This is a genomic window from Synechococcus lacustris Maggiore-St4-Slac, assembly GCF_024345595.1.
Lineage (GTDB): Bacteria > Cyanobacteriota > Cyanobacteriia > PCC-6307 > Cyanobiaceae > Synechococcus_D > Synechococcus_D lacustris.
This window is the reverse complement of the sequence record NZ_JAGQBK010000009.1, coordinates 47019-65751: the sequence shown is the minus strand read 5'-3', so window position 1 is coordinate 65751 and position 18733 is coordinate 47019. Positions and strand designations below refer to the sequence as shown.

General features: G+C 51.2%; 15 protein-coding genes and 1 tRNA gene. 7 read left to right on the top strand and 9 right to left on the bottom strand.

Translation table 11 applies throughout. The annotated features are described in order from the left end of the window. Positions 1-2: 2 nt before the first annotated feature. The 4 genes from KBY68_RS08200 to rpsT all read right to left on the bottom strand — a co-directional run bounded on the left by KBY68_RS08200 (position 3) and on the right by rpsT (position 6651). Complete coding sequence (locus tag KBY68_RS08200; protein WP_106499505.1) at positions 3-1907, bottom strand: DNA-directed RNA polymerase subunit gamma; 1905 nt, start codon at positions 1905-1907, stop codon at positions 3-5. Positions 1908-1954: 47 nt separating this feature from the next. Next, entirely contained in the window at positions 1955-5245 is a 3291-nt protein-coding gene (rpoB, locus tag KBY68_RS08195; RefSeq protein ID WP_106499504.1) for a DNA-directed RNA polymerase subunit beta, read from the bottom strand. Between the two features lie 244 nt (positions 5246-5489). Further along, the gene (locus KBY68_RS08190) at positions 5490-6299 is read right to left on the bottom strand and encodes a TatD family hydrolase (RefSeq protein ID WP_255096702.1); all 810 of its coding nucleotides are present in this window, start codon (positions 6297-6299) and stop codon (positions 5490-5492) included. A gap of 37 nt (positions 6300-6336) precedes the next feature. Further along, positions 6337-6651: a 30S ribosomal protein S20 gene (gene rpsT / locus KBY68_RS08185; RefSeq protein WP_255096701.1), complete on the bottom strand. Its 315-nt coding sequence runs from the start codon at positions 6649-6651 to the stop codon at positions 6337-6339. Between the two features lie 94 nt (positions 6652-6745). Here rpsT and hisD point away from each other — a divergent pair, with 94 nt between their 5' ends. Next, positions 6746-8041, top strand: a complete 1296-nt coding sequence (gene hisD, locus KBY68_RS08180) for a histidinol dehydrogenase (protein ID WP_255096700.1) — start codon at positions 6746-6748, stop codon at positions 8039-8041. A 7-nt stretch (positions 8042-8048) separates the two neighbouring features. Here the strand turns inward: hisD and KBY68_RS08175 are convergent, their stop codons facing one another. From KBY68_RS08175 to KBY68_RS08160, 4 genes are read right to left on the bottom strand one after another with little or no spacing between them, the layout of a single operon-like run. Beyond that, a complete protein-coding gene (locus KBY68_RS08175) occupies positions 8049-9530 on the bottom strand; it encodes a hypothetical protein (protein WP_255096699.1) in 1482 nt (493 codons plus the stop codon). Between the two features lie 23 nt (positions 9531-9553). Continuing rightward, positions 9554-10267, bottom strand: coding sequence for a ribose-5-phosphate isomerase RpiA (gene rpiA / locus KBY68_RS08170; RefSeq protein ID WP_255096698.1), 714 nt, complete (start codon positions 10265-10267; stop codon positions 9554-9556). Between the two features lie 52 nt (positions 10268-10319). Further along, positions 10320-11432, bottom strand: coding sequence for a trypsin-like peptidase domain-containing protein (locus KBY68_RS08165; RefSeq protein ID WP_390625593.1), 1113 nt, complete (start codon positions 11430-11432; stop codon positions 10320-10322). Between the two features lie 12 nt (positions 11433-11444). Next, positions 11445-12188 carry a metallophosphoesterase family protein gene (locus tag KBY68_RS08160; RefSeq protein ID WP_255096697.1) on the bottom strand — a complete coding sequence of 248 codons (744 nt, stop codon included), beginning with the start codon at positions 12186-12188 and terminating at the stop codon, positions 11445-11447. Between the two features lie 57 nt (positions 12189-12245). Between KBY68_RS08160 and nblD the strand changes: the two genes are divergently transcribed. From nblD to infB, 5 genes are all read left to right on the top strand, one after another. Next, a complete protein-coding gene (gene nblD / locus KBY68_RS08155; RefSeq protein WP_255096696.1) occupies positions 12246-12485 on the top strand; it encodes an NblD family protein in 240 nt (79 codons plus the stop codon). 115 nt (positions 12486-12600) lie between these two features. Next, positions 12601-13068: an LSm family protein gene (locus KBY68_RS08150; protein WP_255096695.1), complete on the top strand. Its 468-nt coding sequence runs from the start codon at positions 12601-12603 to the stop codon at positions 13066-13068. Positions 13069-13121: 53 nt separating this feature from the next. Further along, positions 13122-14462, top strand: coding sequence for a transcription termination factor NusA (gene nusA, locus KBY68_RS08145; protein ID WP_255096694.1), 1341 nt, complete (start codon positions 13122-13124; stop codon positions 14460-14462). Positions 14463-14467: 5 nt separating this feature from the next. After that, complete coding sequence (locus KBY68_RS08140) at positions 14468-14749, top strand: YlxR family protein (protein WP_255096693.1); 282 nt, start codon at positions 14468-14470, stop codon at positions 14747-14749. 62 nt (positions 14750-14811) lie between these two features. Beyond that, a complete protein-coding gene (infB, locus tag KBY68_RS08135) occupies positions 14812-18030 on the top strand; it encodes a translation initiation factor IF-2 (RefSeq protein ID WP_255096727.1) in 3219 nt (1072 codons plus the stop codon). Positions 18031-18365: 335 nt separating this feature from the next. Here infB and KBY68_RS08130 read toward each other — a convergent pair whose 3' ends face one another. Further along, entirely contained in the window at positions 18366-18614 is a 249-nt protein-coding gene (locus KBY68_RS08130; protein ID WP_106499495.1) for a DUF3493 domain-containing protein, read from the bottom strand. A 41-nt stretch (positions 18615-18655) separates the two neighbouring features. Between KBY68_RS08130 and KBY68_RS08125 the strand changes: the two genes are divergently transcribed. After that, positions 18656-18727 (top strand) — tRNA-Thr (locus KBY68_RS08125). Positions 18728-18733: the final 6 nt, after the last annotated feature.

Genomic DNA, 18733 nt, shown 5'->3' with positions numbered 1-18733 from the left:
TATTACCTGGTGGCCACCGCATCGATGATTGTGCGGTTCATAACCACACGACCTGTAGTTGTTAGAAGATAGCGACTAATCAGCGCACCATCTTCATCTAAGCGATCACGACGGTATTTCCATTGCTCAACCCTGGTGCCATCGCTAAGGGTTTCACTCTTTAAGGGTTCCGTTGCTTCGTCATCGTCTTCCACCTCACCGCTAAATCGAACCCAAAGCCAATCGTGCAAGCTGATGCGTTTTTCAGCAAAGGCATTGCAAACATCACTCAAACTGGCAAAACTCCATGCTCGATCACCGAATTCAGGTATTGGGTTTTCTTTACGGGTTGCGGTGAGGTAGTAGGAACCCAGCACCATATCTTGTGATGGAGTGATAATTGGTTCACCTGTAGCTGGAGAAAGAATGTTGTTGCTTGCCAGCATCAACATTCGGGCTTCGGTTTGAGCCTCAAGGGATAGGGGTACATGGACGGCCATTTGGTCACCGTCGAAGTCTGCGTTGAAAGCAGGACACACCAGGGGGTGCAGCTGAATAGCCCTACCGTCTACGAGTTTTGGTTCAAATGCTTGGATACCTAAACGGTGCAGGGTGGGGGCGCGATTCAACATGATTGGATGGCCATCAATAACCTCCTGCAATACCTGCATAACCTCATCATCTGCCCTTTGAATCATCTTCTTGGCCGCTTTTATATTGTTAACTATATTTTGACGAATTAAACGGTGAATAACAAAGGGTTGGAATAGCTCGATTGCCATTTCCTTAGGCAAACCGCACTGATTCATTTTAAGTTTAGGGCCCACAACGATTACAGATCGGCCAGAATAATCAACCCTTTTACCAAGAAGATTCTGACGGAAGCGGCCCTGTTTACCTTCAATGATGTCGCTCAAGGATTTAAGAGGCCTGTTGTTAGCACCAACTACGGTTCTGCCCCGGCGACCATTATCAATCAGGGCATCAACTGCTTCCTGAAGCATCCTTTTTTCATTGCGCACAATGATTTCAGGCGCAAGAATTTCCTGAAGCCTTGCTAAACGGTTGTTGCGGTTGATAACGCGGCGGTAGAGGTCGTTTAGATCTGAAGTAGCAAATCGACCACCATCAAGCTGCACCATTGGCCGCAGGTCGGGCGGGATCACAGGGATGGCATCGAGAACCATCCATTCAGGGCGCGCGCCTGTTGCGATGAAATTATCAATTACCCTCAAGCGTTTGATAAGTTTGGCGCGTTTCTGCCCCTTGCTGCCATTAATATCCTCGCGCAATTCTTCCGCAATTTTCACTAATTCAAGATCTTCTAAAAGCCGCTTGAGGGCTTCTGCACCGATGCCAACTTCTGGCTCATTTTCGATTTCAGAATCTTCAGCAAAAATCTCATCTTCTATCTCAAGCCACTCGTCTTCAGTGAGAAGTTGTTTATATTTGAGTGTTTTATGATCACCGGGTTCAAGCACTACATAACAGTTGAAATAAACAATCTGCTCCACATCCCGAAGGGGCATGTCTAAAAGAATTGCCACATAGCTTGGGATACCCTTCAAATACCAAACATGGGATACGGGGGCAGCGAGCTTAATAAAGCCCATGCGATGGCGGCGCACGCGGCTTTCGGTAACTTCCACACCACAGCGTTCACAAACAATGCCCCGGTGCCTCACCCGTTTGTACTTGCCGCAATGGCATTCCCAATCCTTGGAAGGGCCAAAAATCTTCTCGCAAAACAGCCCATCCATCTCCGGCTTAAGGGTGCGGTAATTGATGGTTTCCGGCTTGGTAACTTCGCCCACCACCTGGCCGTTAGGAAGGGTGCGCTGGCCCCAATCCATGATGCGCTCTGGGGAAGCGAGCGTGATTTTGACGTAGTCGAAGTGACTTTCGGTACGGGTGTTGCTGTTGGTCATGGCCGGAGGGCAAAGGGGGGCTTCAGGTCAATTTTTAAGCGGGTGGATTAATCCTCGTCGTAGTCGGCTACGCCAAGGGATTCATAGGTGGGCCGGCTGGGGGTGCTGCGGCGGGGGTTGACGTCTTGCATCAAATCCACCTCAGCTCCTTCATCTGTGTAAACAGCGATATCAAGGCCGAGGGATTGCAGCTCTCGCATCAACACCTTGAACGATTCAGGTGTGCCTGGGCGGGGGATTGGTTTGCCCTTAACGATCGCATTGAGCGCTTCGTTTCTACCTTGCATGTCGTCGGATTTAACCGTGAGCAATTCCTGCAGGGTGTAGGCGGCGCCATAGGCCTCAAGGGCCCAAACCTCCATCTCACCAAGGCGCTGGCCTCCCTGTTGAGCTTTGCCCCCCAGAGGTTGCTGGGTAACCAAGGAGTAGGGCCCGGTGGAGCGGGCGTGGATTTTGTCGTCTACCAGGTGCACAAGCTTGAGGATGTATGCCCTGCCAACGGTTACCGGCTGATCAAAGGGCTCGCCGGTGCGGCCATCAACCAATTGGATTTTGCCGGGATTATCGGGGTTATAAACCCAGTCTTTGCCGGGCTGCTTCCTGGCTTCCTCCAGATACATCTGAACGGTTTCCCGCGATTTTTCTGCGCCGTGCATTTCATCAAAAGGCACGATCTTGAATCGGGAATGGAGGTTATCTGCAGCCCAACCCATTAGGCATTCGAAAACCTGGCCCACATTCATGCGGCTAGGTACGCCAAGGGGATTGAGCACGATGTCTATGGGGGTGCCATCGGGCAGATAAGGCATATCTTCGAGGGGAAGAATGCGGCTGATGATGCCTTTATTGCCATGGCGACCAGCCATTTTATCGCCAACTTGAATCTTGCGGCGCTGGGCAACGTAAACACGCACCACCATGTTTGCCCCCGGCGGCAACTCGTCACCCTGTTCGCGGGTGTAGATGCGAACGTCTACAACCCTACCTCTTTCTGTATTAGGAACCCTCAGGGAATTATCACGAACATCACGGGCTTTTTCGCCAAATATGGCCCTAAGAAGTTTCTCCTCAGGGGGTTGATCCGATTCACCTTTAGGGGTAACTTTACCCACTAAAATATCACCACTTTCAACGAAAGCACCAATTCTAATAATACCCATTTCATCCAAGTTGCCAAGGCTTTCCTCAGCCACATTAGGAATTTCCCTGGTTATTTCCTCAGGTCCCAGCTTTGTTTGGCGAGCCTCAATTTCATACTTTTCAATGTGTACAGATGTGTATAAATCTTCGCGTACTAATCGCTGGCTAACAAGGATTGCATCCTCATAGTTGTAGCCTTCCCATGGCATATACGCCACCAATACATTCTGACCAAGGGCAATTTCACCACCTTCGCAAGCGGAGCCATTTGCTAAAACCTGACCAGCTATAACCTTGTCGCCCTGGCCAACGATTGGCCTTTGGTTTAAGCAAGTATCTTGATTTGAACGCTGATACTTTTGAAGCAGGTGATAGTGATCATTTCCCTGATCATCACGAACAATGATTTGGGTTGAATCAACAAATACAACTTCACCATTCACATTGGTGATCGGCACCATTCCCGAATCCCTCGCCACTTGGGTTTCCAAGCCAGTGCCAACAAGAGGTCGCTCGGGCCTAAGTAAAGGCACCGCCTGCCTTTGCATGTTTGAGCCCATCAGAGCCCGGTTGGCGTCATCGTGCTCCAAGAAAGGAATCAAGGAAGTAGCAACTGAAATCACCTGAACAGGTGACAACTGCACATAGTCCACCTGATTTGGGGGCACCGTTTCAAAATCTTGGCGATAACGAACAGGCACCAATTCAGCGGTAATTTTCCCATCTGAATCAGTTGCCACATCGCCGGGGGCAACCCTGCATTCATCTTCTAAATCGGCGGCGATATAAATAGGGTCGCCGGTTTTAATTACATGGCCATTTTCCACCCGCCAAAATGGTGTTTCAATAAATCCATATTCATTAACCCTTGCATGGGTAGCCAATGAACCAATCAGGCCAGCATTAGGACCTTCCGGTGTTTCAATTGGACAAATGCGCCCGTAGTGAGAAGGGTGAATATCACGTACGGCAAAGCCAGCCCTCTCTCTGGTAAGTCCCCCGGGGCCAAGGGCGCTAATACGCCTTTTGTGGGTAAGTTCTGCCAGGGGATTTGTTTGATCCATAAACTGACTTAACTGGCTGGAACCAAAGAATTCTTTGATCGCTGCCACTAGAGGCTTAGGATTAACCAATTGGGCGGGTGTTAAAGAATCGGTTTCACCAACAGTCATCCTCTCTTTAATAATTCGCTCGAGTCGGTTTAAGCCAACCCGCACCTGGTTTTGAAGTAATTCACCAACGGAACGAACGCGGCGGTTACCAAGGTGATCAATGTCGTCGAGGGTGGCGCCACCCACATCTAATTCTAGATTGATTAAGTAATCAATCGTTGAAAGCACATCCTCAGGGGTAAGGGTTCTTACCGCATCGGGGATTGTGAGGCGTAATTTTTTATTAATTTTGTATCTGCCAACCCTACCAAGGTCGTAACGCTTGGGGTCGAAAAAGCGACTGTGCAATAGCTGTTGACCACCGCTAACAGAGGGTGGTTCCCCCGGCCTTAGCTTTTTATAAAGCTCGAGAAGCGCTTGATCCTCAGAGGAAATTCCTTCTTCGTTAGCCGCTTCAATAGACTTACGGTAATACTCAGGGTGGCGTAATTTATCGAGAACATCGTTATCAGATAGGCCGATAGCCCGCATCATTACATGGGCATTAATTTTGCGGGTTTTATCAACACGCACATGCAACAAATCGTTCTTATCAGTTTCAAACTTGAGCCACGCTCCACGATTAGGTATTAAACTAGCATTGTAAGTTTTACGACCGTTCTTATCCTGTTCATCCTTAAAATATACACCGGGACTGCGTACAATTTGATTAACGATTACCCTTTCGGCACCGTTAATAATAAACGTGCCCCTTTCAGTCATCAGAGGCAATTCGCCAATGAAAACCTCTTGCTCTTTGATTTCGCCGGTTTCCTTATTAACCAATCGACAGGTTACATACATCTGGGAAGCAAAAGTTGCATCCCTACGCTTCGCCTCTTCCACATCATGGCGAGGGCGTTTTAAGCGATACTCCGTGCCAACAAAATGGAGCTCAAGTTTGCCGGTGTAGTCGGTTATTGGCGAAAAGCTGTCAAGCTCCTCGATCAAACCTTTCTCTAAAAACCATTTGAAACTCCCGCGTTGTACCTCCACGAGATCAGGGAGGTATGTGGCAGTCTTGGCGACTTGAATCGCGCTGCTCATGCGTAGACCTGCAGAACGGAAGTGGAATAAAAACTGTTGATAAAAGCCCTTGCTCTCCCATCTGCCCATCGCCAAGCCAAGGGCCGCCCCCCACGTGAGCAGGGGGCGGCCTTGATCAGCAATTGCTCAATGGATGGAGACCAGGGGAACCTTCGGCAACAAAGCCCGCGAAGTCGGAGGCCAATGGTTGATCTTACCCAGATGCCCCCCGGTTCTGTCAAGGAAGATGTCGGGAAAGCGAAACCTAGGCAGGAGCCTGATAAGGCAATGCAAAAAGCTGGGCCGCATTGGCACTGCTTTGTAGGCACACCTGCTCAAGGCTCTCACCCCTTAATTCAGCTACCCGCTCAGCCACATGGAGCACCATGGCCGGTTCATTTCGCTTGCCGCGCCTGGGCACGGGCGACAGGAATGGGCAGTCGGTTTCCACTAGGTAACGCGTTGCCGGCACCTGGCGGGCGCATTGGTGGGTTTCTTGGGCTTTTGGAAAGGTAACTGTGCCGCTGAAGCTGATAAATAAACCGAATTCCAGGAACAACTCCATCTCCGCGGCTGTTCCCCCCCAGCAGTGCATCACCCCGGATATGTGATGGCCCTTGCTTTTGCGGGATTGCAGTAAATCCACCATTTCCGCTGCCGCATCGCGGCAATGGATGATCACCGGCAACTGCAACTCTTCAGCCAAATTCAATTGAGCCGTGAGCATCTGCAACTGATCTTGCAAATTCTTAGCTCGATATAGATCAAGTCCTAGTTCACCTATGGCCACCACCCTGCTATCAGCAAGGGCCGCCTCCCTCAAAACATCAACCGTATTGCTTGCCCAATGCTGGGGATCAAGGGGATGAACGCCAACTGAATAGCGCAATTCAGGGAAGCGATCAGCTAGGGCTCTAATGCCAGGGATTTCTGCCGGTTCAACGCAGGCATGCAGCAGAGCGCAAACCCCAGCCTTGCGCCATCGCTCAGCCACTACCGCTAGGTCGTCGTCAAATTCCCTAAAAACGATGTGACAGTGGCTGTCGATTAGTGGCAGCAGGGGTTGAACCGTCACTTTTAAGGATCAAGAAATATCTGATCCGATTATGGAATCAAACCGCTGTTGTTGGCGCAGCGAGTTCTTGTGTTGCTTTTTTTACCGCTGCACTCAAACGGGATTTTTGATTTGCACCGGTATTGCGATGCATCACACCCACTTTCACAGCCTTATCGATTTTGCTGAAGGCAGCGCTCAGTGAATCCTGCACAACCACTTTGGATTCAGCCCCGGGCTTGCTGCCATAGGCCTCACAGGCGCTGAAGCAACGCTTCATCAGGGTGCGCAACGCAGATTTGTAGGTGCGGTTTTGCAACCTGTTGCGCTCAGCAATCTGGATGCGCTTCTCAGCAGACTTGTTATTGGCCACAGGGGGTTCTCGGCGCGGAACGGCAAACGAAAATCCTAGCGCCTTGCATACCCATCAAACGGTAACTTGATTTAAACAGCTCAATTACGCAGCCATGTTGCTGAAGCTACTAAGCGATCCAAGGGCAGCAGCCCCATTGCTGGTGGCCATTGAAAACCGCACAGAAAGCCCCAAATTGCAGGAGGTGCGTTTCACCGTTGATTCGATCATCGAACGGGTTAAACGAGAGGGCGACAAGGCGCTAATGGATTACACCGAACGTTTTGATGGGGTAGCCATCAATGAATTGCGGGTGCCCCCAGAGGCCCTTGAGCGGGCATGGCAACTCACTCCCGCCCCTCTACAACAGGCGCTGCAGCTTGCAAATGAAAGGATCCGCGCTTTTCATCTTCAACAATTGCCAAACAACCTGGAGATAAATGGCCCCTACGGCGAAACGCTTAAACGTCGTTGGCGGCCGGTGCATCGGGCGGGCCTATACGTGCCAGGTGGCCGCGCCTCCTACCCAAGCACCGTATTGATGAACGCCATCCCTGCCCTAGTGGCCGGGGTAAAGCAGAGGGTGATGGTTACCCCACCGGGCGCCGATGGTGAAATCAATCAAACGGTTCTAGCGGCCGCCCACTTGGCCGGCATTGATGAGATCTACCGAGTTGGGGGCGCCCAGGCAATTGCAGCCCTTGCCTTTGGCACCGAGAGCATTGCTCAGGTTGATGTGATTACTGGGCCGGGCAACTTGTATGTAACCCTGGCCAAAAAAGCAGTATTTGGGCGGGTTGGCATCGACTCCCTAGCGGGCCCAAGCGAGGTTTTAATCATTGCCGACGACAGTGCAGACCCAGTTTTGGTGGCCGCAGATCTACTAGCCCAAGCGGAACACGATCCCCTCGCAGCTGCCATCTTGCTAACCACCAGCCCGCAGCTGGCCCAAGCCGTGCCGCTTGAAGTTGAAAGGCAACTGGAAAACCACCCTAGGAAGGAACTAACCAGTGCTTCCATTCGAGATTGGGGCTTAGTAGTGCTCTGCAACAGCATTGAAGAGGCGGCAGAGTTATCCGATCGCTTCGCACCTGAACATTTAGAGCTACAAGTTAAAGATCCTGAAGCCCTGGCAGATCGCATTCAACAAGCTGGCGCCATCTTTTTGGGTAAATACACACCTGAAGCAGCTGGGGATTATTTAGCGGGGCCAAATCACACCCTGCCCACCTCCGGTACTGCTCGCTTTAGCGGTGCCCTAAGTGTTGAAACATTTATGCATCACACTAGTTTAATCGGCTTTAATCAGAGGGCATTGCAAGCAACCGGGCCAGCAATAATGGAGCTTGCCGCCAGCGAGGGGTTGCACAGCCACAGGGAATCCGTGCGGTTACGTTTAGACGGATTATAAGCACAATTCATTTTTTTATTTTGAATACCCTAGGGATTTCACCAGGCATCTTTTGCATTAATTGGTCGCCCATCCTTACCACACCATCCTTACGGGCAACTATTAAGCTAACTCCATTAACCTGCTTTTTCATCAAATACCTACGATTCAAATCAGCACCTGCTTGCTGCATTAACTCATTATGAGCTTGGAGATCTGATTTTTTGCCAGCAGCAATATAAACATACTTTTTACCAATAAATGCCCTTCTAATTAAATCCCAACGGTCATAGAGAGGGGTAAGGGGGCAATTACTTGGCGCTGCCCCCTGCTCAAGCTCAAGGCAGTGAAACCATGTAATCCTACGATCTTGCTCATTCAACATTCTTCGTTGTTGCTGAAAAAAACGGGCCCTAGAAAAACCCGCTTCCAAACTTGGGATCAAAACGATTAAAGGCAATAGCAAAATTGCAACCTGCAAGTAGCTTGATGTATCTTTTCTAGCAAGATTACTTATTTTCCAACCAACCAATAATAATCCAATGCCGATCATCAACAATGGAGTAACGTAGCTTTCTCTGTTAGCCATCATAAGCCCCATGGAAGAGCGACTCAGATCAACACTAATACTAAACAAGAAGCCATAAATTATGGGGATAGCGGCAATCCACAACTGCCTTAACTGGGTATTATTCCAATCAAATTCAATAAACCAAACCTGAAATCCAATCAAACAAATACAGAACAACGTCCACACTCCAGCCATTGGCCACCAATTATTAAGCATGCTAAATAAGAATTCAAAACTGAACCCCCACGAGTTAGCCTGCTGATGGCCAGATGGCAGCAAAGAATTCAACAATAAAACAATTACTAAAATTATTGGCATTAGCAATCTTCGCCCGAACAATGCCAGCCTCACAAATCCAACCGCAAGCAACACTGCATAACCTTGGCCACCATTAAATATTGCCAAAGGTGGCAGCAAAACATCAAACCAAATTGGCACACGAGCTTGCTGTGACAATAAAATTGATACCGCGAAAAGCAAAAGAAAATTATGGAAAAACCACGTTAGATTTATATCCCAAATCAGATTTTCCGCCTGCCATGGATTAAGCATCAGGATGGTTCCAGCCAACAGAACCACAAGCCGAGCCAAGAAATTTCGATTGTCATTCAACAGGAATAAACATCTGTTGAATGCAATAATGCAACCACCCAACAACAACATCGACACCATTACACTCCAAGAGCCAATGGGGCGATGAGTTAATAGAGGCAGCACAGCCACAAATCTACTTATGACTAGTCTATGCTCATTAACAGGTATGAATAAACCTCTTAAACCCTCAAGACCAGCGCTTAGCTCTGGCTGGTTTAGAAAAACTGCAGAATCAGCTACCAAGTGAGGCCAAGCCAGCGCCACTTGCTGCATTTGCCAAAGACTATTAAGTAAAGGAAAAAGAAAATGTAGCTCAATACCAACCAGAAAACCTGGTACAAGCAACTTAAATAAACTACTCAAAAGAATTAACCCTTAGCCATATCTCTAACTCTCGGCATTCCATCAATAATTTCACCTACTAAAACTTGATCAGCGAGATTAATAAATAGGCCATTTTCCAGAACCCCCGGCAAGTTATTTATTGCTAATTCTAAATCAGCTGGTTCATTAATACCGCCTGCAAACTTCACGTCCAACACCAAATTACCCTGGTCGGTAACCACGGGGCCCGCCTTTTTTACAGCCATGCGCAGCTGAGCCTCACCGCCCATGCTGTTCAACTGGGCTTGCACCTGACGCCACGCCCCAGGCAACACCTCCACAGGCAATGGGAACTCAAGATTGAGGGTTTGCACAAGTTTGCTGGCATCAACCACCACCACAAATCGCTCAGCCCTAACGGCTACCAGCTTTTCCTGCACATGGCAGGCACCACCACCCTTAATTAATTGAAAACCAGGATCTACTTCATCTGCGCCATCTATGGCTAGATCAATGCGATCAACCGCATTTAGAGCCTGGAGCGGAATGCCTAACTCAGCGGCAAGCACCTCCCCCTGAAACGAGGTGGTAACACCAACTAAATCCTTTAAGCGGCCATCTTTCAGGCGGGCTCCCAGTTCTTTAATCATTAAAGCCGCGGTAGAGCCAGAGCCAAGCCCAAGCACCATCCCACTGCTGATTTGATCCACTGCGGCCAGAGCTACGGCCTGCTTCATCTGATCTTGCAGGGTTGTCATCGCTTCTTCTTTGGTTGGGCCGAACCTAGCAATGGAAGCTATTCGGCACCTCTTATCCCTGGGCCGCTGCTTCGGGCAGGGGTGCCGGACGAATGGGCAATTTCAGGCTTTCTTCACCGCGCAACACTTCTAAGTCCAACGCTTCACCAACCTTTGAACCCTCCACCACCGCCAATAAATCAGCGGGTGCATGAACTGGTTTTTGACCGGCAGAGATAACCAAATCACCCCGATGAAGGCCCGCTTTTGCTGCAGGACTCTGGGGTAATACCTGTTGAACTAAGGCGCCATCCCGCTCAGGTAGCTGCAGGAGAGCATTGGGATCGGAGTTATGGTCTCTGGCTTTGCTCGCCGTTAAGGGCACCAGCTGCAAGCCCAAATAGGGATGCACCACGGGAGTGCCCGTGGCCAAGCTTTGAGCCACCCCGCGGGCCAAATTAATCGGTATGGCAAAGCCCAATCCAGCACCAGGCCCAGCCCGCACAAGAGTATTGAGGCCAATCACTTCCCCTGCCTCATTTAATAGCGGCCCCCCTGAATTTCCTGGATTGATGGCGGCATCAGTTTGGATTAACTCCAATCTTTTATCGGTAAAGCCAAGGCTTGAAATATTGCGGTGCAAACTGCTAACAATGCCGAGTGTCACTGTGCTGTCTAGGCCATAGGGATTACCCAAAGCGATGGCCCAATCCCCGGGAGCCAAATCATTCGAATCACCCAATGCAGCTGGTTTAAGACCTTTAGTGCCATCTGGAAGCCGCACTACTGCCAAATCAGTTACGGGGTCTGTACCCACAACAGCGCCATCGAGTTGACGTCCATCAGCAAGCGTTACCTGTACGCGGTCAGCCCCATCAACCACATGGTTATTGGTTAATACCAAGCCATCAGCTGAAATCAACACTCCAGAACCCTGACCATTTTCCCGGTGGCTACTGGGTAGATCTCCGAATAATTCCCGCAGCAAGGGATCTTCCAAACCTGGCTCAAAGCCGCGATTGCGAACCTCACGCTCGGTATCGATGCGAACCACCGCAGGGGCGGTTCGGGCAACAGCTTGGGCCACAAAACCATGCTCAGCAAAAGCTGGAGCTGGCTTCACCAAGGCAATCCCAAGGCAATAAATAATCGCTAAACAAACCCGCAGCAATTGTTTTAAAGCCAATACTGCATGAGCCTAGTTAGGCCAGCGCAGCAGTGTTTCACGCCAACTGCCATCCCCTTCCAATTCTAAAAAACGGCCCCCACATTGATGGGGCAAACCCAAAGGGCACATTTGGGTGGGATTGAACTGGATCAAGCTTGATGGGCAACCAAGCAAAACGGTTTCAGCCCAAAGGTTGCGGCGATGCTGATGGATATGTCCCATCAAGACGATTTTCAGTGGTGCAAGATCGGCCAATGCAGTGAGCAAAGCGTCACCCTCCCGCTGATCTTCAGGGGGATGATGCACAGCCACAATCAAGGGATTTTTTTGTTTGCACAAGGCTGGTTTCTTTTTGCTCAAGGCAGTTGTTGCCCATTGCAGCTGGCTTTGCGAAACCCAACCATCAACCGCCCCAGGCCAGTGGCTATCCAAGATCAACAGGTTCCACTCGCCCAAAGAAATCAAAGCCGGAGCAACCTGGGCCGTTCGTGCTAAGCAACACCTCAATAACTGGGGATGGTCGTGGTTGCCGGCAAGGAGAGCCGTTGGCAAGGCAAATGCTTCTAAAACATCCCGCAGCATTCCATAGCCAGCCCAGCTTTCGTCTTGACACAAATCACCAGTTAGCAGCAATAAATCAGGTGGGCGTGGGATCTGGCTAAGGGCCATTTGTAAACCACGCTTAAAGTTCACCAGGGGTTGCACACCTCGATACCAGCCGCTGGGATTGGCCAGCAGGTGGGGATCGCTGAGCTGAAGCAAAGAAACGGTCATAAAAAAACCGTTATGGCCTGATAGGGGACTTAACCTTTAGGGATCAGCTTTTAAATCTTGGCTAACCCTGCCCAAGTCTGCCCTTTGTGTAATGCAACGATCGACCCAGCCTTGGGGTCGGCCAATGAAGTGCGCTTTAGCGCCGGTGCCAACGGCAGCCGGGCAAAACTATGGGCACGGGTATGCCAATACGCCCAGGAAAGGGGGGGATGCATTAATTCAAACCCCGCCTTACGCAGTGAGCCAAACCCCACAGACTTCTACGGTGAAGCCCCTCCCATTGAGCTCAACCCTTAAGATCTTGATGTGCCCGGCAGGCATTCCAAAACCTTGAGCCCCTTGGCTGAAGATTTTGGGCAATCGTTAATAACTTGCGATTGCGGGGCCGGGAGGCCCCTCGAGTTCCCTGCCCTTGGCCCATCCCCTAATTACCCCCCTTGAAAAGCTCGCGTCTAGCGTTGCTTCTCCAATGGGGTTTTGCATCGAAACCGTTGCTCTACATAGCCATCGCAACCCCCAAGCTTTAGTTATTGCATTGGCTAGAAGCAATGGCACTGGCATCAGCCTCGATGATTGCGCCACTTTTAGTGGTGCTTTCAGCGAAGCATTGGAATTGGAATCCCTAATCCCTGGGGCCTATGTTCTTGAAATAACCAGCCCTGGGGTGGGGGAAGTGCTTCAAGATGATCGGGACTTCCGCAGTTTTCGCGGTTTTCCTGTGAGTGTTCTGCATCGGGACAGCTCCGGCACTGAACTTCGCCGCGAGGGCTCCCTACTCGGCCGTGATGCCGAAGCAGTGGAGATCAATCTTCGGGGCCGAATTGTGCGAATTCCAATACCAGAGGTACTCGAAGTTCGCCTGAGTAGCCCCGAGACCTAAGCCCCTTTACATACCAATTTTTCTTTTCTTCCCACACTCCGAGAATTTTAGTTATGGCGCTCGTAATGCTGCCGGGTTTATCAACCCTAATCGACGACATCAGCGAAGAGAAAAAGCTACCTCCAAACGTTGTGGAAGCAGCATTGCGCGAAGCGCTATTGAAAGGCTATGAACGTTATCGACGCACGCTTTATTTGGGCATTAGTGAAGATCCATTTGATGAGGAATATTTTAGCAACTTCGACGTTGGTCTAGATCTAGATGAAGAGGGTTTTCGCGTTCTTGCTTCTAAAATAATTGTGGAAGAAGTTGAAAGCGAAGATCATCAAATAGCACTTGAAGAAGTTCAACAGGTTGCAGATGATGCACAACTTGGCGACACGGTTGTATTAGATGTAACCCCGGAAAAAGATGAATTCGGCCGCATGGCAGCCGCTGCCACCAAGCAGGTATTAGCCCAAAAGCTAAGGGATCAACAAAGACGAATGATCCAGGAAGAATTTGCAGACCTAGAGGATCCAGTACTCACTGCACGGGTTATACGTTTTGAACGACAGAGCGTAATTATGGCTGTTAGCAGCGGCCTTGGCAGGCCTGAAGTGGAGGCAGAACTCCCCCGCAGAGATCAACTGCCAAATGACAACTATCGGGCTAATGCCACTTTTAAGGTATTTCTTAAAGAGGTTTCAGAAATTGCAAGGCGTGGCCCTCAAATGTTTGTAAGCCGCTCCAATGCAGGCCTTGTGGTTTATTTATTTGAGAATGAAGTACCTGAAATCCAAGAGGGTTCAGTGCGAATAGTTGCCGTTGCCAGAGAAGCGAATCCACCATCAAGAGCTGTGGGCCCTCGCACAAAGGTTGCTGTTGACAGCGTTGAGCGCGAGGTAGACCCGGTTGGTGCTTGCATTGGTGCCCGCGGCTCTCGAATTCAACAGGTTGTAAACGAATTGCGGGGTGAAAAAATTGATGTTATTCGTTGGTCTGCTGATCCAGCTCAATATCTTGCCAATTCGCTCAGCCCTGCACGGGTGGAAATGGTGCGATTAGTAGATCCAGAAGGGCAACATGCCCATGTGCTTGTGCCGCCCGATCAACTCAGTTTGGCGATCGGCAGGGAGGGGCAAAATGTGCGGCTTGCCGCTCGCTTAACCGGTTGGAAAATAGATATTAAAAATTCAGCTGAATACGACCAACCCTCCGAGGACGAAAAAGTTGCTGAACTTATCGAATTGCGTCAAGAGGATGAACGTCAACAAGCTGAAGCTGAAGCGCGTTTAGAGGCGGAGCAAGCAACCCGCGCCGAAGAGGATGCACGTTTGCGTGAGCTCTATCCCATAGAAGAAGATTATCTCGAAGATGCCAATGGCGAAGAACAATCAACTGAGGTTCGGTGAACCTAATGGCCACTCTCCGACGCTGCATTTCCTGTCGTAGCCTGGTTGATCGCCAGCACCTATGGCGAGTGGTGCGACTAGCGGGGGGCGCAGGTGTGCAGCTTGACCAGGGCATGGGCCGTTCGGCCTATCTCTGCCAAACGCAGCCATGCCTGGAAGATGCACGCAAACGGCGAAAATTACAACGGGCCCTACGGGTGAACGTTGAAGACGCCGTTTACAGCACCCTCGCCGCAAGGCTGGGGCAGAGGGATTCGGCCTTTTCGGCAACCCTTCAGGCAATATGAATACCGTCCCGTCATTGTGACGGGCACGGAGGCACATGGTGCCCCGTCCATTGGAGACCTGCATGACGAGCGGCGGCAAAGTCCGGATCTATGAGCTATCGCGAGACCTTGGTCTCGACAACCGAGATGTGCTCGAGGCTGCGGAGAAGCTGTCGATTGCGGCGAAAAGCCACAGCAGCTCCATCAGCGATGGCGAAGCAGCCAAAATTCGCACCCTTTTAAAGGGCCAAGCGGCTCCAGCCGCCAGCAAAATCCTCACGGTTAAAAAAGCAACTGTCGATGGCCCCTCAGCACCAGTGGCTGTTGTGAGTGCCCCAGCCAAGCCAGTGGTGGTCGCCAAGCCTGTGGTGGTCGCCAAGCCTGTGGTGCCCGCCAAGCCAGTGGTGGTCGCCAAGCCTGTGGTGGTCGCCAAGCCTGTGGTGCCCGCCAAGCCAGTGGTGGTCGCCAAGCCAGTGGTGCCCGCCAAGCCTGTGGTGGTGGCCAAGCCTGTGGTGCCTGCCAAGCCAGCGGCGCCCGCCAAGCCTGTGGTGGTCGCCAAGCCTGTGGTGGTTTCCAAGCCAGTGGTGGTCGCCAAGCCTGTGGTGGTCGCCAAGCCAGTGGTTCCTGCTAGGCCAGTGGTGGTTCCCAAGCCAGTGGCCACGATCAAGCCTCCAGCGCCAAAGCCTGTGGTGATTTCAAAACCAGCAAGGCCCACAGCTGCACCGGGCAAATCACAACCCAGTCGCCCCGGTCAAACAACCACCAGGGGTGGTGATCAAAACCGTCCAGCGGTACCCATGCGTGCCGGAGCGCCGCAACGCCCCCCTGCCCCACAAAGACCAGGCGCACCAGTTATCAGAGCGGGAGCACCAGCCCAACCCCGTCGCGGTGAACCCGACGGTCGCCCTCCAGCTTCATCGCTGGAATTGGTTGGTAAACCAATGCGACGGGATCCGGCCGCCCCTCCCACGAGGCCAGGGCCCAGCGCCATGCGTAAGCCTGTGGCACCTGGCGAATTGATGCAACTCCAGAAACCTGGAGCCCCACGGGGACCCGCCCCCGAGGGGCCTAGGCGCGTTGTACCCAGCAGGCCAGGCAGTGAAGCGCCAACACGCCCAGGGGCACCTACTGCGCCAAATGCGCCCCCCAAGCGGCCAGGATTTCGGCCAGCTGCTGCCCCAGGTACTGCCGCAGGCAAACCACGGCGCCCTGATTGGGACGACAGCGCCAAATTGGAAGCATTGCGGAGCCGCACGCCCCAAAAGCAACGCCAAAAAGTTCACATCATTGGTGAAAATGACGACTCCTTAACGGCTGAAACCAGTGGTTTTGCCGGAGAGCAGGAAGCAGTTGTGCTTCAAGCCAGTCTTGCAAGACCCAGCAAACCAAGGGTTTCGCCCAGCAGTGGGGGAGCAAAACCAGTTGCTTTACGCCGCCGCAAAAAAGAAACCACCCGTCAAAGGCAACGGCGCCGGGCAATGGAATTGCGTGCCGCCCGTGATGCCAAACAGGTAAGGCCTGAAATGCTTGTTATTCCTGAGGGAAATCTCACCGTTCAGGAATTAGCAGACATGCTTAGTGTTGAGAGTTCCGAAATTATTAAATCCCTATTTTTCAAGGGAATTATTGCCACTGTTACCCAAACCCTCGACCTCTCAACAATCGAGACAGTATCCGAGGAATTTGGTGTTCCTGTTCTTCAAGACGATGTTGAAGAAGCGGCAAAGAAAACCGTAGAAATGATCGAGGCAAGCGACCTTGAGCACCTAATTCGCAGGCCGCCGGTGGTAACGGTGATGGGCCACGTAGACCACGGTAAAACCAGCCTTCTTGATGCGATTAGAAAAACCCGTGTGGCCGCAGGTGAAGCTGGTGGCATCACCCAACACATCGGTGCCTATCAGGTGGATGTACCCCACGGGGATGAACAGCGCACAGTTACTTTCCTAGATACCCCTGGCCACGAAGCCTTCACGGCAATGCGGGCTCGAGGCACAAAGGTAACCGACGTTGCCGTGTTGGTGGTTGCAGCAGACGACGGCGTACGACCCCAAACCCTTGAAGCAATTAGCCATGCTCGAGCGGCTGAAGTTCCTATTGTGGTGGCCATCAACAAGGTTGATAAAGAAGGCGCCCAACTTGATCGAGTAAAACAAGAACTTTCGGATCAAAATCTCCTGCCAGAAGATTGGGGTGGTGACACTGTGATGGTGCCCGTAAGTGCACTTAAAGGAACCGGAATTGATTCCCTTTTGGAAATGATTCTTTTAGTTACCGAGGTAGAAGATCTAAAGGCAAATCCAGATCGAATGGCCAAGGGAACTGTTATCGAAGCCCACCTCGATAAAGCCAAGGGTCCTGTGGCCACACTCCTAATTCAAAACGGCACCTTGCGTCCTTCGGATGTTTTGGCGGCAGGCCCGGTATTGGGCAAGGTGAAAGCGATGGTAGACGACACTGGCAAACGGGTAAAACAGGCTGGTCCCTCATCGGCAGTTGAGGTGCTGGGCTTCAGTGAGGTGCCGGCAGCAGGGGATGAATTTGAGGTTTATACCGATGAGAAAGCAGCCAGGGCAGTGGTTGGTGATCGAGCCAGCGAAGCCAGAGCCACCCGTTTGGCCCAGCAGATGGCATCAAGGCGGGTATCACTTACTTCGATGTCTGGCCAAGCAAGCGAAGGTGAACTCAAGGAGCTCAACTTAATACTTAAGGCTGATGTTCAAGGTAGTGTTGAGGCAATTCTTGGCATGCTTGAACAACTGCCCCAAGGGGAGGTTCAAGTGCGAGTTCTACTCTCCGCCCCCGGTGAGATCACCGAAACAGATGTGGATTTAGCCTTTGCATCTGGTGCCGTAATTATTGGCTTCAACACCTCTTTAGCATCTGGAGCCAAACGGGCTGCGGAAGCAGCTGGGGTTGATGTTCGCGATTACGATGTTATCTACAAACTTCTAGAGGATATTCAGCTTGCCATGGAAGGCCTGCTGGAACCTGAATTGGTGGAACAACCCCTTGGCGAAGCTGAAGTGCGGGCAGTATTCAGCATCGGTAAGAGCGCAGTTGCTGGTTGCTATGTAACCAGTGGTAGCTTGCAAAGAAACTGTAAATTCCGCCTATTCCGCGGTAAACAACAGGTTTATGCCGGCGATCTTGATTCACTAAAACGTGTTAAAAATGATGTTAAAGAAGTAAATACAGGCTTTGAATGTGGCATCGGCTGCGATCGGTTTGCCGATTGGCAAGATGGTGATCGCATAGTGGCTTACAAAATGGTCACCCAACGCCGCACCCTTAGTAGCTAATGGCTGCTTGGCTGCCGCTGCTCAGCCTTGGCTTGCTCCCGTTGGAATTGTTGCTGCTGCAACTAATACTTGCCGCAAGCGATCCGGGGCCGGCGCCAAAGTTAGAAATACTTTTGCTGTGGGCAGTTGCTATTTTGCTGCCTCAAATTCTAAGCGGATTAAATAAACTGTTGTTATTTAGTACTGCCCTAATTCAATTGCCAATTTTGATCTGGTTTGATCAACGGGCTGGGTCATTTAATCAGCTCACCCCTTGGCAAGGGCAAAGCCGCACCGAAAGCTTGCTTTGGGCTTTTGGTTTACTACTGCTAATTCAATGGCAATTCCGCCCGCTTTTACGTTTCGCGATTGCGATCAAACCAGATCAAAACAGCACTGAGCAACAAAGCAGCCACTTGGATGCCGAGATCCGTGAGGGGGACCAAACCACCGCTGGCACCGCGCATAGCCATGGTGGCGGCTCCAACTGCGGCGGAGGCGAAAAGGGCAAACCAGAGGGCCCTGCGCAGGCTTCTCCAGGGGGTGCGAGCCTCTTGGAGTAGCCGTTTGCGTAACTCTGGATCCAAGCGAGAAGGATCTGTCATTGGGAAAGTGATTGCTTTTGCGATGCTAATTTGGCTGTTATGCCGGTGTAGCTCAGGGGTAGAGCAACTGATTCGTAATCAGTAGGTCGCAGGTTCAAATCCAGTCACCGGCTTATAGA

Coding starts and splice junctions, on each gene's coding strand:
- KBY68_RS08200 (WP_106499505.1), bottom strand. CDS start 1,907: ATGACCAACAGCAACACCCGTACCGAAAGTCACTTCGACTACGTCAAA.
- rpoB (WP_106499504.1), bottom strand. CDS start 5,245: ATGAGCAGCGCGATTCAAGTCGCCAAGACTGCCACATACCTCCCTGAT.
- hisD (WP_255096700.1), top strand. CDS start 6,746: ATGTTGCTGAAGCTACTAAGCGATCCAAGGGCAGCAGCCCCATTGCTG.
- rpiA (WP_255096698.1), bottom strand. CDS start 10,267: ATGACAACCCTGCAAGATCAGATGAAGCAGGCCGTAGCTCTGGCCGCA.
- KBY68_RS08160 (WP_255096697.1), bottom strand. CDS start 12,188: ATGACCGTTTCTTTGCTTCAGCTCAGCGATCCCCACCTGCTGGCCAAT.
- nusA (WP_255096694.1), top strand. CDS start 13,122: ATGGCGCTCGTAATGCTGCCGGGTTTATCAACCCTAATCGACGACATC.
- KBY68_RS08140 (WP_255096693.1), top strand. CDS start 14,468: ATGGCCACTCTCCGACGCTGCATTTCCTGTCGTAGCCTGGTTGATCGC.
- infB (WP_255096727.1), top strand. CDS start 14,812: ATGACGAGCGGCGGCAAAGTCCGGATCTATGAGCTATCGCGAGACCTT.
- KBY68_RS08130 (WP_106499495.1), bottom strand. CDS start 18,614: ATGACAGATCCTTCTCGCTTGGATCCAGAGTTACGCAAACGGCTACTC.